Raw genomic sequence first — 14582 nt, 5'->3', positions numbered from 1 at the left:
GATCTATTCGCTATCGCGAAGAATTATGGAAAATTCATGCTCGATGAGATTGACCGCCGTATCTTGCGCCATTTTCAGGCCGATCCCAGCCTTTCGACTGCGGAATTGGCCGAGAGGTGCCGGGTCACGCAAGGCGTTTGTTGGCGGCGCATCGAAAAGATGCAGGCCGCCGGGATTGTCGAGGGCCAAGAGGCGGTGATTGACTGGGCCGCTTTGGGTTACGCGGTCGAGGTGTCATTGCGCGTGACGCTGGACAAAACACAGCCGCGCGCATTTGACGAATTCACCGCCGCAGCCCGGCAGGTGCCAGAAGTGATCGAAATCCAGACCTTTCTGGGCAGGGTGGACGTACGCCTGTCTATTCTGGCAAAGGATATGGCGCATTATCAGCAGCTGTACCGTGATCGCATCCTGACCCTGCCGCATATCGCGGATATCGAGGCGTTGATGCATATCGCACGGGTCAAGCGGGACGAGGTGCTTCCGGTATGATCGAACTGGATGAAATTGATCGACAAATCTTGCGGTCCTTACGTCAGGACGCAACGCAAAGCGCCGGTGGCTTGGGTCGCAAACTGGAACTGTCTCAACCCGCCACGTGGCGGCGTATTCGCAGGCTCGAAGAGGCCGGTGTGATCAAGGGCCGCCGGCTGCGTCTGAATGCCGAGGCTTTGGGGTTCGGGGTCACGGTTTTTCTGGGTGTGAAACTGGCCCGCAAAGGTCAGGCCAGTCTGGAAGATTTCGAACGCGCCGTCAGTGCTATCCCCGAAGTGCAAACGGTGGAACATGTGCTGGGGCTGTATGACTACCGACTGCGCGTTGTGGCTAGGGACCTGTCCGATTTCGAACGAGTGCTGCGCCGCCGGATCATGACCCTGCCCGGCGCAGGAGATGTTGAGGCGAACGTTTTGCTCAGCGAAGAACGGCTGCCCGGGCCGATCGGCTGACCAAGTTCAATATCGCGTCCGGATGCAATAGCCGGGATGATAGGTCACCCTGGAAAAATTCAACGGTATGTCATCCTTCCACGACGTGCGCTCCATCTGGATCATCGACGTCCCGGCCGTGGTTCCCATGAACTCGGCAAGCCGACTGTCGGCGGAAATCGCGCAGAACGAAACTTCGGCTTCGGTAAATGGCGCAGCGGTCAGCAACCATTCCTGTGGGCCTTGTTCGGTCAGATCGGCATGTTCAACTTCGGGGATCGCCGCAATATTGATCCAGCGTTCTTCAAGCTGAAAGGGGCGGTTGTCAGCATAGTGCATGCAGATCACGTGCAGAACGCTGGCATCGGTTGAAACGCCCAGTTGCGAGGTCAGCCAACCTGGGCTGAACTCGACATTCCGTTCGACCAGAGCATACCGATAGGCGGCGTTTTGGTTTTGCACCATCTGTCGGGCCAGCAGAAGCTCTAGCTTGGCATGGCGGCTGGGCTCTTTCTTGACCCGTGTCCCGCTTTTGCGTTTGCGTTCGACAAAGCCCTGATCAGCCAATTCGCGCAGCGCGCGGTTTACAGTTGCGCGGGCGCAGTTGAACTCTTCAGCCAGTTGCGTTTCTGTCGGTAAAAGCGAGCCCTGAGGCCAGATGCGGCTTTCGATACGGCGTTTGACTTCGTCACGAACGACCTGGAAGCTGATCCGCTTTTGAACATTCACCTGTGAAATTATCCCTTCAAGCAAAAAGTGTATGCATCTGGTCAGAAGCAAGTAAAAGTGTAAAGGGGAGCTGACACTAATTGGCGTCATTTTTGCTGTAATTGAAGCCTTTAGCACGGAATCACGGGGATTGTTTCACTTGACCTTGGGTCATTTCTGTCGTGCCGTTTTGACTTTACCCGTCCATGTAATCCCGCCAGTCTTTCAACAAAATGCCGAAGGGAAGGATTCGAAATGCCTGCATTGCTGGAAACCGTGGATCCAGACGGTCTTGAAGAGTTCTCGGTTGTCTTTACCGACCGCTCTTTGAATCACATGTCGTCGAAGTTTCAGCAGGTCATGCGCGATACATCCGCCATGCTGCGTGAGGTTTATAACGCTGACGGCGTCGCAATCATTCCCGGTGGCGGGACCTATGGGATGGAGGCTGTCGCCCGTCAATTTGCCCGGGATGCAAGCGTTCTGGTCGTGCGAAATGGGTGGTTCTCTTACCGGTGGAGCCAGATCATCGAAAGCGGGTCGTTGACCCGGGCAACAACTGTTCTGAAAGCGCGGGAAACCGGGAATTCCAGCCCATCCCCGTTTGCACCTGCACCTATCGAAGATGTGGTGGCGACCATTCATGAGACCCGCCCGAACGTGGTCTTTGCACCGCATGTGGAAACCTCGGCTGGGGTGATCCTGCCGGATGAGTATGTGACCGCCATGGCTTCGGCCGCGCATGAGGTCGGGGCGTTGATGGTTCTAGATTGCATCGCCTCTGGCTGTGCCTGGGTCGATATGAAAGCAACCGGAGTGGACGTCCTGATCTCGGCCCCGCAAAAAGGGTGGAGCGCATCCCCCTGTGCCGGTCTTGTCATGCTGTCCGAACGGGCCGAAGCGCGGTTGCAAGAGACCGAGTCCGACAGTTTTGCAGTGGATCTCAAAAAGTGGCGCCAGATTATGCAGGCCTACGAAAACGGCGGACATGCCTATCACGCCACCATGCCCACAGATGCGTTGACTGCTTTTCGTGATACGATGCTTGAGACGCAAGATTACGGGTTCGAAAAGCTGCGGCAGGCGCAATGGGCCTTGGGCAATGGCGTGCGGGCGCTGTTGAAAGAAAAAGGCATTGTCTCAGTGGCTGCGGATGGTTTTGGCGCGCCGGGGGTTGTCGTCAGCTATACGGCTGATCCCGAAGTTCAGAATGGCAAGAAATTTGCGGCTCTGGGCATGCAGATTGCCGCCGGTGTGCCGCTGCAATGTGACGAACCGGCCGGGTTCAGCACGTTCCGCCTGGGCCTGTTCGGCCTCGACAAGCTCTATGATGTCGATGGCACCATCTCCCGTTTGAAACGCGTTCTGGATCAGGTTCTGTAAACCTGTCGGGCCTTAGCGAACGCCGAGGCCCATCTGCATCAGCGTCTTGCGCACCGGTGCCATAGAATACAGGGCGTTCAGCCCCATGGCGCGGGCATCGCGCAACGGGCGCGCTTCGATCATCGAGGCGCGGTTCAGCAGATCAATGCCTTTGACCCGCAGGTCAATCTCGGCATGGCGCGCCTTGTGATAGGCATCCAGCATTTGCGCGTCGCCCAGGCCATCAGGTCGGGCTTGCGCCAGATCCAGCAGTGACCGAAGATCGCCCAGCGACATGTTCAGGCCTTGTGCGCCGATAGGGGGCACCACATGGGCGGCCTCGGCCATGAGCGCGATGCGTTCGCCTGACAGGCGTGCAGCCGATTGGCTGATGATCGGCCAGATCGTCCGGCGTGAGGCCAGTTTCAACGACCCGAACAAACCGCAGGACCGCTCAGTCATCGCGGCCTCGAATGCGTCGGTATTGAGGTTTTGCAACTCGACGGCCCGTGGCCCGCGCTCCATCCAGACGATGGCGGATGAAGGCTGACCCTGCCAATCGGGCAATGGCACCAGCGTGAAGGGGCCACCGGACCGATGGATCTCGGTCGACACATTTTCATGCGCAATCGGATGCGTTACCGCAAAGGCCAGCGCTTTCTGACCATAGCGTGTGGTGCGAACCGTAATCCCCGCGGCTTCGCGCATGGGAGAATTCCGCCCGTCCGCAGCAATGACCAGCTTGCACAGGATGCGGCTGCCATCACTCAGGCCAACACGTGCTTCGGCAGTGCGGGTGAACAGGCTGACCGTACCGGTTCCGGGGCGGAAATCGACATTGGGAAGCTCGGCCAACCGTGCCACCATCTCGCGCCGCAGCAGCCAGTTGGGCAGGTTCCAGCCAAAGGGTTGATCCGAGATGTCCGAGGCGTTGAAATCCCGCACCACGCGCGGTTCGGGGATGTCGCCGCCCGCATCGACGATACGCATGATCTGCAAGGGCGCTGCGTGCGCCTGCAGCCGGTTCCATAATCCGCACTGTTCCAGCAACGCCTGCGCGGGCTGAAGAAAGGCAGTGGTCCGCAGGTCTGACCCATCAACATCGCGTTCCGTGATCGGAGGAGCCGGGTCAACGCAGACCACATCGAAACCAGCTGCGCCAAAGGCGGCCGCCGCGGTCAGGCCGGCGATGCCGCCACCGGAAATCAGGATGTCACAGCTGTTTGTCATGGCGCTTACTCCGTTCCCGGCAGACCCTAGTGCGGTTCCGCCGCCTGCGCCAAGTGACATCCTGTCTCGTGCCTTAGCCGCGTGAAACCAGAATGAGGATCAGGAAAACCACCGGAACCATCATCACCGCTGGAATATAAAGGCCCGGTAGTCCGAACAGAAAAGTTGAACAGCCCCACATGCTGAAGATCGCCGCCGCGGTGTACACAAGATCTTCTGGTTCGCCCTCGGCGGCGTCGCGCGCCAGCCAGCCAAGCAAGGGAATTCTATAAAACAAACGCTGCCAGATCGGCAGGCGCCTAGGCATCTCGATCGCGGTCATCGGGGTCTCCGTTCTGTTCGTCGCAAAACGGGATATAGGGTCGATGCTTCGGGCGCAGAATGTGCAGATCGTCGCAGTGTGACAGCCTATCGCAGGCGCGCCAGAAAGGCGGTCAGATCGTCCGTGTGGTGGTGGATATGGTCGGCCTCATGTGGATCGGGTGCAACGTGAACGGTGCGCATTCCCATCTCGTAAGGCGCGGCCAGATTGCGGGGGTCATCCTCGAACATTGCGGCCTTATCGGCCTGAATGCCATCCTGCGCAAAGATCGCCTCGAAGGCTGCTTTTTCCGGCTTCGGGCGATAGCCTGCATGTTCGACGCCGTAGATCGCATCAAACAGACCTGTCAGCCCACGCGCCTCAAGCACACGCTCCGCATAGGGCGCGCTACCATTGGTATAAACGATACGCCGACCGGGCAGGGCGCGGATATGGGCAGCCAGTTCGGCATCGGCATCCATATGGCTCATATCGATCTGATGGACCGCATGCAGATAGGGATCAGGATCCAGATCATGTTCAGCCATCAGACCCGCAAGCGTGGTGCCATATTCACGCCAATAGTGGCTGCGCAGCCGGTCAGCCTCGGCCCGGTCCACGCCGATGGCTTGCACGACATAATCCGTCATCAGCACCTCGATCTGGTCGAACAGGCGCATATGCGGCGGATAAAGCGTGTTATCCAGATCGAACACCCATTGGGTGACGTGGCTAAAAGCAGGTTTGACCATGCTGCGGGTGTAGGCTGCAACGCAGAGCTTTTCAATGCCGGGCTTGATTGCACGGCCCGGACACGGATAGACATGTCCGAACGAGGAGACGTAAGACACATGCCCCAATCCCGACAATCCAACAAGGATGCCTATAGCCTGATCTTGGAAGCGATAGATGTGGGGGTCTATAAGCCCGGCAATCGTCTGGTCGAAAGTGAGCTGGCCGAGCGGTTTGGTGTCTCGCGTACTCCGATCCGCGAGGCGCTTCAGCGACTTGAGACGCAATCCTTGTTGGAACGGGACGGGCGGTCGCTGATCGTGGCGTCTTTGGATCACAACCAGATGGCCGAACTGTATGTGGTCAGGCGCGAGCTAGAAGGGCTGGCCGCCCGTCTGGCCGCCAAGCATGCGACCGAAGAAGAGATCAGAGTTCTGCAAGACATGGTGGCCGAGGATGATGCTTTGGTCGATGACCCAACCGCCTTGGCGCGGGCAAACCGTCGGTTTCACGAGCAGATACATTTGGCCTCGCACAATCGGTATCTGGTGCAGCAATTGGACCTGGTACATCGCACGATGGCCTTGATGGCAACGACGTCACTGGCGGTTCAAGGGCGTGGCGAGATTGCGCAGAGCGAACACAAAGCCATTGTCGATGCCATTGCCGCACGGGATGAAGACGCCGCAGGCCACGCCCTGAAAGAGCATATCTCGGTCGCGTTTATGACGCGCCTCAAACAAGATGCCGTGCGGCGGGAGAACTAACGCTCAGACCTGTTGCAGGTCCTCGGCGGCTTGGCCGTGTTGGGTTTTGTCCCAGAAGAATGGGTTGAACACCAACTCCCACAACGCCTTGTAGGCCGCAACGACCCCTAAGGGAAAATACAGTCCCATAGTCGGCACCCAGGGCAGAAGAAACCGCCGCTCGCGCGCGGCGACAGCCAGCATTCCAACCGCAATGTTGATCGCTTCGGTTGCAATAAACAGCGCCAGCAACGACGTGATGAGAGCGGGGGGCAGGATGGTTTGCATCGGGTTTGAAATACCCAGTGTCGATAGCCAGAACACCCATAGCACCGGGGCCAGAAGGAACTGGCCCAGTGTGCCCAGAAAGAACGCCTGAACCCCGGCAAATCTCATCAATCCGAGATCGCGATACAGTTTCAAGGGGCTGCGCATATGCACCAGATAGGTGACCATAAAGCCCTTGAGCCAGCGCGAGCGCTGTTTGACCCAGGGCCAGGCGCGAAAGTTGGCCTCTTCATAGGTGGTGGTATTCACCATTTCAGTTCGGTATCCGGCACGGCTGAGGCGCACGCCTAGGTCTGCATCTTCGGTCACATTATGGGCATCCCAACCGCCAAGTTCGATCAGCTTATCCCGGCGAAAGAAAAAAGTGGTTCCACCCAGAGGCACCACAAGGCCCAACCGGGCAATGCCCTGTAAAATAACCCGAAACCAGCTGTTATACTCGATCGTAAAACAGCGTGAGCGCCAGTTGGTACGGGGGTTGTAGTAGTCCAAAACCCCTTGCAGGCAGACCACATCCGGTGCGGCTTGGGTGAAATGTTCGACAACACGTTCGATCTGATCCGGCTGCGGCGCATCTTCGGCATCCCAGACGCCCAGAATGTCGCCCCGGCAGAAATCCAGCGCATAGTTCATCGCGCGTGGTTTGGTGGTGAGGCCGCTCAACTCGGGAACTTCGACGGTTCTGATCCAACTGGGCAGATCGACCTTGGCAACCGTTTCGCGCGTAACTTCGTCGCTTTCTTCCAGCACGAGGATCACATCCAGCAGCGCCTTGGGATAGGTCAACCGTTGCAAGCGCTGGATCAAAGCACCTGCAATCTCGCGCTCTTTATACAGTGGGACCATGATCGAGACACAAGGTTGTCGCAGGGAAATCGGGGCGGAGCTGTGATCAACCTCTCGTCGTCTGATCTGCGACAGCACAAAGGCCGACGCGCCTGCTACCCGCAGGATCATGAACAGGATCAACGTGATAACAGCTGCAGTCAGAAGAACGGAAAGCCCGAACTTCGGCATCAGCGTAAAAAGGGTGATCACCCCAATGGCACCCAAAACCGGAACGGCGCGCGAAACGGGTGTCCAGGTGCGGCAGCTTTGCGCCTCATCCACACGTGTTTCGGCGGCTTGGGCCAAAGGTATGGCGAATTGCTGCGATATCACCCGGTCAATCTGGTCTGGCGCGGCCAGAACGGGAATGACGGCGTAGGGGCAATCTTGCATCTCGGCGGTGACGGTTGGAAACCGGTCGGGACGGGCAGTCGCAACCAGAAGAAGGGGGCCAATGCGCATCCAGGGGATGACATTATGCGCCAGCCAGAATTCCACCGGCTTGAACTCGGACAGGCCCGGGGCGGGTGGGATTTCCTCGAGATCGGCAATTTGCCAACCGCTTTGTGCGGACAATGCCGTCAGGATATCGGCGCGGCTGACCCAGCCCTCACCAACCAGAATTTCCCCCAGTGGCGCCTTTTGCCGTGATTGCAGGTCCAGCGCTTGCCCCAATTGGTCCGCTGTGATTGCGCCTTGTTCGATCAAGCAGGCCCCAAGGGGCTTGCGTAATCCTTGTGGCGGGATCGGTGCAGCAGAGGTGAAATTCTGAAGATTCAATTCAACCATTAAAAAAAACCCTGACGCAGCGACCTGTCGTCAGGGTTGATCATTTTAGGTTAATAGCGGGTTAACCTTGGGCAGAAGGCGATTATGCTTGCTCTTTACGTCCTGCCATGGCGTCTGCGAAACGTTCGAACAGGTAGAAACTGTCCTGCGGTCCCGGTGAGGCCTCAGGGTGATATTGTACTGAATAGACCGGGCGATCCGTCATGCGAATGCCGCAGTTTGATCCGTCAAACAAAGACCGATGAGTTTCCACAATGCCCTCGGGTAGGGTCTCGGCATCCACAGCAAAGCCATGATTCATCGAAGTAATTTCGACCTTTCCGGTCTCAAGATCCTTAACCGGGTGGTTCGCACCATGGTGACCGTGGTTCATCTTGATGGTCTGCCCCCCCAGCGCCAGCGCCAGCATCTGGTGACCCAGACAGATGCCAAAAACCGGCAATTCTGTCGTCTCAAGAATTTCTTTGATCATCGGCACGGCGTATTCACCTGTCGCGGCGGGATCGCCCGGACCGTTTGACAGGAACACTCCGTCGGGATTGTGAGCCAGAACCTCGGCGGCAGTGGCGGTTGCCGGCAGCACGGTCACATCGCAGCCCGCCGAAGCAAGACAGCGTAGAATGTTGCGCTTGGCACCATAGTCGATTGCCACGACCTTATGAACAGGCGCGTCCTGACGGGCATAGCCCTCGGGCCAGGCCCAGCGCATTTCATCCCAGCGATAGCTTTGGGCGCAGGTAACCTCTTTGGCGAGGTCCATGCCTTCCAGACCGGCAAACCCACGGGCCGCTGCAATTAGCGCTTCTATATCGAAATTCCCCCCTGGATCATGGGCCAGGGCCACATGCGGTGCGCCTTGCTGACGGATTGCACGGGTCAGGCGGCGGGTATCAACACCGCCAATGGCGATCCGGCCACGGCGGGCCAGCCAATCCTTCAACTCTTCAGCGGAGCGCCAGTTCGAGGGTTCGGTCGGATCCCATTTGACCACCATACCGGCGGCCACCGGATCGCCGGTTTCGTCATCTTCAGGGTTCACACCGACGTTGCCGATATGCGGGAAGGTGAAGGTGACGATCTGCCCAGCGTAGGAGGGATCAGTCATGATTTCCTGATACCCTGTCATCGCGGTGTTAAAACACAGCTCGGCCACGGTTTGGCCGGTTGCGCCGAAGCCTACGCCGTAAAACAGGGTTCCGTCGGCCAGAGCCAGACATGCGGTGGGCTTGGACGGGGCATTCTGGACCATGGCGCAACTCTCCTAAAGGGTAAATCGGCGCATAACTAAGGGGGTTATGCCTTCGGGTCAAGTGTGTTCAAATTTTTGGCTATTGTTATTTATCAATAGGTTAAGTGGTTTCGCACCCTGTTGTATCATGCTTTTTGTTTGGATATGTTCGGGGTTCCTTTGTCATGGGGATGGACAAACCAAATGGACATGCGATCACGGGTGAACACTGCCCTGAAGCAAGCAATGAAAGACAAAGCGGCAGAGCGTCTGTCGACGCTGCGTCTGATCAACGCCGCAATCAAGGATCGAGATATCGCCTCGCGCGCTTCTGACAATGAAGAGGCGAAGGGCTGTGGTGATGCCGAGGTTCTTGAAATTCTTGGTAAAATGACCAAGCAGCGCAAGGAAAGCGCCCGCGCCTATGAAGAGGGCGGACGCCTGGACCTGGCCGAACGTGAAATGCGTGAGGTTGCGATTATTGAGGAGTTCCTGCCCAAGCAATTGGATGAAGATGAGGTCACACGGGCGATCCAATCCGCGATCACTGCCACAGGTGCCGGTTCGATCCGGGATATGGGCAAGGTGATGGGCGAGCTTAAGACCCGCTATACCGGCCAGATGGATTTTGGACGGGTTGGCCCGATGGTCAAAGACCACCTATGCGCCGCATCAAACGGCGGCTGCTAAACACTTAGCCAGATGTGAGTGCAGCTACTGCGCGGCTGGTCCGCGCAGTCGTTCCACCAGCTCATCATACAGCCTGATGCGTTCCTCTTCGGATAGGAACGCACCGATTTCGACTTCGCGCCCGTCTCCCACAAGGGTAACGTAATACGGAACCGGGCCGCCTTTCCTGTGCATCTCTGCACGCGCCCAATAGCGGTTGCAGGACCATTCCTGCTGCTGCTTGCCGGGTGTGCGGTGGATCAGCTGCGCGCGGGTTCCGTTCAGTGTGAGCACCTCAAACACGCTACGCGCTTTATAGTTCGTCTGAATGGCCAGCCACAGGCCCAGTACCGTCACAAGCAGAAAGGGCAACAGGCCCCACAGTATCGCAGATCCCAGCATCGCCAGGATTGGGATCAGACCGAATAGAAATACCGATAGGATAACAATCATCGCACCACGTGGCGGCAGCGAATTGTGCGGCCACAAGCGCAGCTGTTGTTCACTGTCCGAGGTCTGGGTCCATTGATAGGGCATGGCTGAAACTTAGCGTAGTCGAGGCGCGTGTCGAAGGGCGGTTTGATGGTTTATGCGACAAATCAGGCCGCAAGCAAGCTATGGTTCAAGCCTGCAACAGCGGCGGTTATGTATCCCTTACAACAGGCTTTTGCATAATGATGTAAGTTGGGCGATCAAATCCAACATGCGCCCCTTCGCCGGCTTTGACAAACCCCATGCGTTGGAAGGTGTTGTGGTTCTCAGTCAGCTCGATCCGCGTTTCCAGCTCCAGACAGGAAAGCCCCATTGACCGCGCGCGTTGCCCGGCCAATTCAATCAACGATCTGGCAAGCCCTTTCCCGCGCTTGTCATCGCGGACAGACAGTTTGCCAACAGAGAGGCAATTACCTTTCGGCGTCAGAAAGATGCAACAATCTGGCCTGTCACCCATGACCCAAACCTCGCCTTCAGTGCAGGTCTTGCGGATGCTATCCTCGGTCAGGCGGTGCATTGACGAGGGCGGATCAATCCGCTGTTCCATATAGGCAAAGCTCTGCCGTACAAGGCTTAGGATATCCGGAATCATTGTGCTTGCAGGCTCGATCCTATGGGCATCAGTCGTCGGCATGATTGTCCCTGCAAATGTTGTTGTTTGTACTTTCCGCACAATCCACCGGCTACCGTCGTATCTGTGTTGGGGTAGGTATAGCGTGGATTTTTGAGAACTGCCTGAAAAAGAAAAACCCCGCCGGTTCGGGCGGGGTTTTCTGTGCTCTCTGACCGGATCAGTGCGCGTGGCCCTTATCCCAGTCTTCCTGCTTTGGCAGCTGCTCGAACGTGTGTTCAGGCGGCGGTGTCGGCAGGGTCCATTCCAGCGTGTCCGCGTATTCGTTCCACGGGTTCGGACGGGTTTCTTTCGCGCCACGCAGCAGGGCGTAGATCACGATGCCGAAGAACAGGATGAACGAGGCGAACGAGATGAACGCGCCAATCGACGAGACATAGTTCCACTGCGCGAACGCTTCGGGATAGTCGATATAGCGGCGCGGCATGCCCTGACGGCCCAGGAAGTGCTGCGGGAAGAAGGTCAGGTTGGCGCCGATGAAGAACAGCCAGAAATGAACCTTGCCCCAGAACTCCGAGTACTGACGACCCGTCATCTTCGAGAAGTAGAAGTACACACCCGCGAAGATCGCGAAGACGGCACCCAAGCTCATCACATAGTGGAAGTGTGCCACCACGTAGTAGGTGTCGTGATAGGCGCGGTCGATACCGGCCTGCGACAGAACCACACCGGTCACACCGCCAACGGTGAACAGGAACAGGAAGCCGAAGGCAAACAGCATCGGCGTCTTGAACTCGATGGAGCCGCCCCACATGGTCGCAATCCACGAGAAGACCTTAACACCGGTCGGTACCGCGATGACCATCGTGGCCAGCATGAAGTAAGCCTGCTGACGCAGTGACATGCCAACCGTGTACATGTGGTGTGCCCACACAACGAAGCCCAGAACACCGATTGCGATGATCGCCCAGACCATCGGCAGGTAGCCAAAGATCGGCTTGCGCGAGAAGGTCGCGATCACGTGGCTGATGATACCGAAGCCCGGCAGGATCACGATATACACTTCCGGGTGGCCGAAGAACCACAGGATATGCTGATACAGGATCGGGTCACCGCCACCGGCCGGATCAAAGAAGGTGAAGCCAAAGTTGCGGTCCATCAGCAACATGGTGATTGCGCCAGCCAGAACCGGCAGGGACAACAGAATCAGCCACGAGGTGATGAAGATCGACCAGCTGAACAGCGGCACCTTGAACAGGGTCATGCCCGGGGCGCGCATGTTCAGGAAGGTGGTGATCATGTTGATCGCGCCGAGGATCGAGGAGGCGCCCGATACGTGCACGGCGAAGATCGCAAGGTCCATGGACATGCCGCCCTCGGTCGTGGACAGCGGTGGATACAGAACCCAACCCACGCCCGAGCCAAGCTGGTCATTACCGCCAGGGCTCAGCAGCGAAGCAACACCCAGCGAGGTGCCAGCGACATACAGCCAGAAGGACAGGTTGTTCATCCGTGGGAACGCCATATCCGGTGCACCGATCTGCAACGGCATGAAATAGTTGCCAAAACCGCCAAACAGGGCCGGGATGACAACGAAGAACATCATCAGAACACCGTGATAGGTGATCATGACGTTCCACAGGTGCCCGTTCGGGGTACATGGATCGGCCATGAACCCTTCGAGGCACATGTACTGCACACCGGGGTGCATCAGTTCAAGCCGCATGTAAACGGTCATCATCACCGAGATCAGACCGGCCAGAGCCGAGAAGATCAGGTATAGAATCCCGATGTCTTTGTGGTTGGTCGACATGAACCAACGCACAAAGAAACTGCGCTGGTCTTCATGATCGTGACCATGAATGGCTGCGTCTGCCATTATAGGTGCCTCCTGTTGCAACTGCACCGCGCAGTCGGACCTCTCCAACGCGCGGGATTCCTGCTGGTTTTAGAATGCGAAGAGGGCGCCTTCAATGGTCGAGTTTGATATGGATCAAGATTAATTGTCGCGGGCAGCGGTTGCGGCACTTGGTATAAGTGCACATGTAGCATCATTGGAGGGGTCCAAATGGCGTTGAAATACGCGACGACCGAGCAGGCAAAAGCAGCGTCAGGTCTGCGTATGATTGTGGTCGGCGGCGTGCCCAGCCCCTGGAGCGAGGCGGTCAAAGGATTGCTCTACGTCAAGGACATCCCCTGGATGCCCGTCTATTTGGACCAGCAGGACCGCGCACAGGCTGTTTGGGCGCAGACAGACAGCGCGCCGGTTGTTTTCTGGGAAGACGAAAGCCCGGTTTCGGACGCGGCCCAGATCGTTTCGCTGGTTCAGCTTATAGCGCCTGACCCGGATTTGGTTCCTGAGGCAGCAGTCTCCGAGATTATGGAGTTCATAAATCTACTGGCGGCCCCGGGTGGGCTGGGCTGGCACAGGCGGTTGCAGCAAATTCATTCGGGGCTTGAAGGACGGGATGGTGGTTTCCACCCCAAGATTGCCGCATATCTGGGGGAAAAATACGGGTATGATCCTGAGGCGGGCGCTTTGGCCGAAGGGCGTGCAAATGAGATACTGAAACGCGTCAGCGCTCAGCTTGAAACCGGTGGAGATTTTCTGTTCTGCAATCGTCTGACCGCCGCTGATATCTACTGCGCCGCCTTTATGGCCCTGTTTTCACCTTTGCCAGATGCGCTCTGCGCCATGCGGCCCAGCACCAGAGCTGTGTTCGCGCATGTCTCGGATGAAACGAGGGCGGTTTTGTCATCTGGTTTGTTGGCGCACCGCGACAGGATGTATCAGGACTGGTTGGCGACGCCCTTGTCGCTGTGACACTCGTTTTTTGCGGCTTGACCGCATCCATGGGGCCTCGCACAAACGCAGGTAGGAAACCAGCATCCAACCGGAGCCTGCATATGTCCAGCTATGACCCCGACAACATCTTCGCCAAGATCCTGCGCGGTGAAATCCCGTCGACCCGTGTTTACGAAGATGACGACACGCTGGCCTTCATGGATATCATGCCGCGATCAGACGGCCATTTGCTAGTCATCCCCAAAAGCCCGTGCCGCAACATGCTGGATGCTACGCCCGAACAACTATTTGCAGTGATGGCGACGGTGCAGAAATTGGCCCATGCGGTGAAACAGGCGTTTGAGGCCGACGGGGTTACCATCCAGCAGTTCAACGAAGCAGCTGGTGGGCAAGAGGTATTTCACCTTCATTTCCATGTTCTGCCCCGACACGAAGGTTTCTCATTGCGCCCACCGGGCAATATGGGGGATTTTGATCTGATTGCCGAGCATGCGGAAAAGATCAGGAAGGCGCTGAACTGAGTGAAGCGACGGAAACGCGCTATCTAAGAGGGGGATGTCCTAGAGTTTAGTGCAAACGTCAGTTTTTGAACGCTCAAAGCCTTTGCAACCAGTGCCCGGCCAGCCGTGACGGACGATTGCGCTGTGATCTTCCGATAGGGATCATGTGCTTTTGAGAACGTGGTCCAGCTCATCGAATGCTTAGAGATAGAATTGCCGTTCCGATTTGGGGTCGGAACGGCAGACTCGTAACCAAACACTGATCGGATTTCACAGGGCAAGCCCTGGATCACCGGTTTAACATACCACTCACTCTAGATTGGCTGTTCCATGCTACTCGTAAACATTGGTGTTGTATTCAAAGAAGTGAATTTTGGTTAAATTGAAAGATAATATCGTTACATAA

General features: G+C 57.2%; 16 protein-coding genes. 7 read left to right on the top strand and 9 right to left on the bottom strand.

All coding sequences use genetic code 11. The annotated features are described in order from the left end of the window. Positions 1-36: 36 nt before the first annotated feature. Together AC2FFE_RS01675 and AC2FFE_RS01670 are read left to right on the top strand one after the other, a co-directional pair. On the top strand, positions 37-492 hold the full coding sequence (locus tag AC2FFE_RS01675) for an Lrp/AsnC family transcriptional regulator (protein WP_496818621.1): 456 nt from the start codon (positions 37-39) through the stop codon (positions 490-492). Continuing rightward, a complete protein-coding gene (locus tag AC2FFE_RS01670; RefSeq protein ID WP_496818620.1) occupies positions 489-947 on the top strand; it encodes an Lrp/AsnC family transcriptional regulator in 459 nt (152 codons plus the stop codon). Before AC2FFE_RS01675 ends, AC2FFE_RS01670 begins: the two co-directional genes overlap by 4 nt. Before the next feature lie 6 nt (positions 948-953). Here AC2FFE_RS01670 and hutC read toward each other — a convergent pair whose 3' ends face one another. After that, positions 954-1655, bottom strand: coding sequence for a histidine utilization transcriptional repressor HutC (gene hutC, locus AC2FFE_RS01665; RefSeq protein WP_496845680.1), 702 nt, complete (start codon positions 1653-1655; stop codon positions 954-956). A gap of 234 nt (positions 1656-1889) precedes the next feature. Between hutC and AC2FFE_RS01660 the strand changes: the two genes are divergently transcribed. Beyond that, the gene (locus AC2FFE_RS01660; RefSeq protein ID WP_496818617.1) at positions 1890-3017 is read left to right on the top strand and encodes an aminotransferase class V-fold PLP-dependent enzyme; all 1128 of its coding nucleotides are present in this window, start codon (positions 1890-1892) and stop codon (positions 3015-3017) included. Between the two features lie 12 nt (positions 3018-3029). On the opposite strand, the gene AC2FFE_RS01655 is transcribed toward AC2FFE_RS01660, so the two are convergent. From AC2FFE_RS01655 to AC2FFE_RS01645, 3 genes are all read right to left on the bottom strand, one after another. Beyond that, on the bottom strand, positions 3030-4226 hold the full coding sequence (locus AC2FFE_RS01655; protein ID WP_496845679.1) for a UbiH/UbiF family hydroxylase: 1197 nt from the start codon (positions 4224-4226) through the stop codon (positions 3030-3032). Positions 4227-4299: 73 nt separating this feature from the next. Continuing rightward, a complete protein-coding gene (locus AC2FFE_RS01650; RefSeq protein ID WP_496818615.1) occupies positions 4300-4548 on the bottom strand; it encodes a hypothetical protein in 249 nt (82 codons plus the stop codon). Positions 4549-4634: 86 nt separating this feature from the next. Next, positions 4635-5279: a pyrimidine 5'-nucleotidase gene (locus AC2FFE_RS01645; RefSeq protein ID WP_496845885.1), complete on the bottom strand. Its 645-nt coding sequence runs from the start codon at positions 5277-5279 to the stop codon at positions 4635-4637. Between the two features lie 99 nt (positions 5280-5378). On the opposite strand from AC2FFE_RS01645, the gene AC2FFE_RS01640 reads away from it, so the two are divergent. Next, on the top strand, positions 5379-6026 hold the full coding sequence (locus tag AC2FFE_RS01640) for a GntR family transcriptional regulator (RefSeq protein ID WP_496818613.1): 648 nt from the start codon (positions 5379-5381) through the stop codon (positions 6024-6026). A 3-nt stretch (positions 6027-6029) separates the two neighbouring features. Here the strand turns inward: AC2FFE_RS01640 and AC2FFE_RS01635 are convergent, their stop codons facing one another. Then, positions 6030-7910 carry a glycosyltransferase gene (locus AC2FFE_RS01635; RefSeq protein ID WP_496845678.1) on the bottom strand — a complete coding sequence of 627 codons (1881 nt, stop codon included), beginning with the start codon at positions 7908-7910 and terminating at the stop codon, positions 6030-6032. Between the two features lie 82 nt (positions 7911-7992). Beyond that, the gene (gene carA / locus AC2FFE_RS01630) at positions 7993-9159 is read right to left on the bottom strand and encodes a glutamine-hydrolyzing carbamoyl-phosphate synthase small subunit (RefSeq protein ID WP_496845677.1); all 1167 of its coding nucleotides are present in this window, start codon (positions 9157-9159) and stop codon (positions 7993-7995) included. A gap of 183 nt (positions 9160-9342) precedes the next feature. On the opposite strand from carA, the gene AC2FFE_RS01625 reads away from it, so the two are divergent. Beyond that, a complete protein-coding gene (locus tag AC2FFE_RS01625; RefSeq protein ID WP_496818610.1) occupies positions 9343-9828 on the top strand; it encodes a GatB/YqeY domain-containing protein in 486 nt (161 codons plus the stop codon). Positions 9829-9852: 24 nt separating this feature from the next. Here AC2FFE_RS01625 and AC2FFE_RS01620 read toward each other — a convergent pair whose 3' ends face one another. The 3 genes from AC2FFE_RS01620 to ctaD form a co-directional block, all read right to left on the bottom strand. After that, positions 9853-10344 carry a DUF2244 domain-containing protein gene (locus tag AC2FFE_RS01620; RefSeq protein WP_496818609.1) on the bottom strand — a complete coding sequence of 164 codons (492 nt, stop codon included), beginning with the start codon at positions 10342-10344 and terminating at the stop codon, positions 9853-9855. 106 nt (positions 10345-10450) lie between these two features. Continuing rightward, entirely contained in the window at positions 10451-10933 is a 483-nt protein-coding gene (locus AC2FFE_RS01615; protein WP_496845676.1) for a GNAT family N-acetyltransferase, read from the bottom strand. A 157-nt stretch (positions 10934-11090) separates the two neighbouring features. Continuing rightward, complete coding sequence (gene ctaD, locus AC2FFE_RS01610; protein WP_496818607.1) at positions 11091-12749, bottom strand: cytochrome c oxidase subunit I; 1659 nt, start codon at positions 12747-12749, stop codon at positions 11091-11093. A 189-nt stretch (positions 12750-12938) separates the two neighbouring features. On the opposite strand from ctaD, the gene AC2FFE_RS01605 reads away from it, so the two are divergent. Together AC2FFE_RS01605 and AC2FFE_RS01600 are read left to right on the top strand one after the other, a co-directional pair. Beyond that, positions 12939-13694, top strand: a complete 756-nt coding sequence (locus AC2FFE_RS01605) for a glutathione S-transferase family protein (RefSeq protein ID WP_496845675.1) — start codon at positions 12939-12941, stop codon at positions 13692-13694. An 83-nt stretch (positions 13695-13777) separates the two neighbouring features. Next, positions 13778-14197, top strand: a complete 420-nt coding sequence (locus AC2FFE_RS01600; RefSeq protein WP_496845674.1) for an HIT family protein — start codon at positions 13778-13780, stop codon at positions 14195-14197. Positions 14198-14582: the final 385 nt, after the last annotated feature.

The organism is Ruegeria sp. YTSA168, assembly GCF_059610045.1.
Note: the sequence above shows the minus strand (reverse complement) of the source record. Positions and strands in the feature narration are given on the sequence as shown.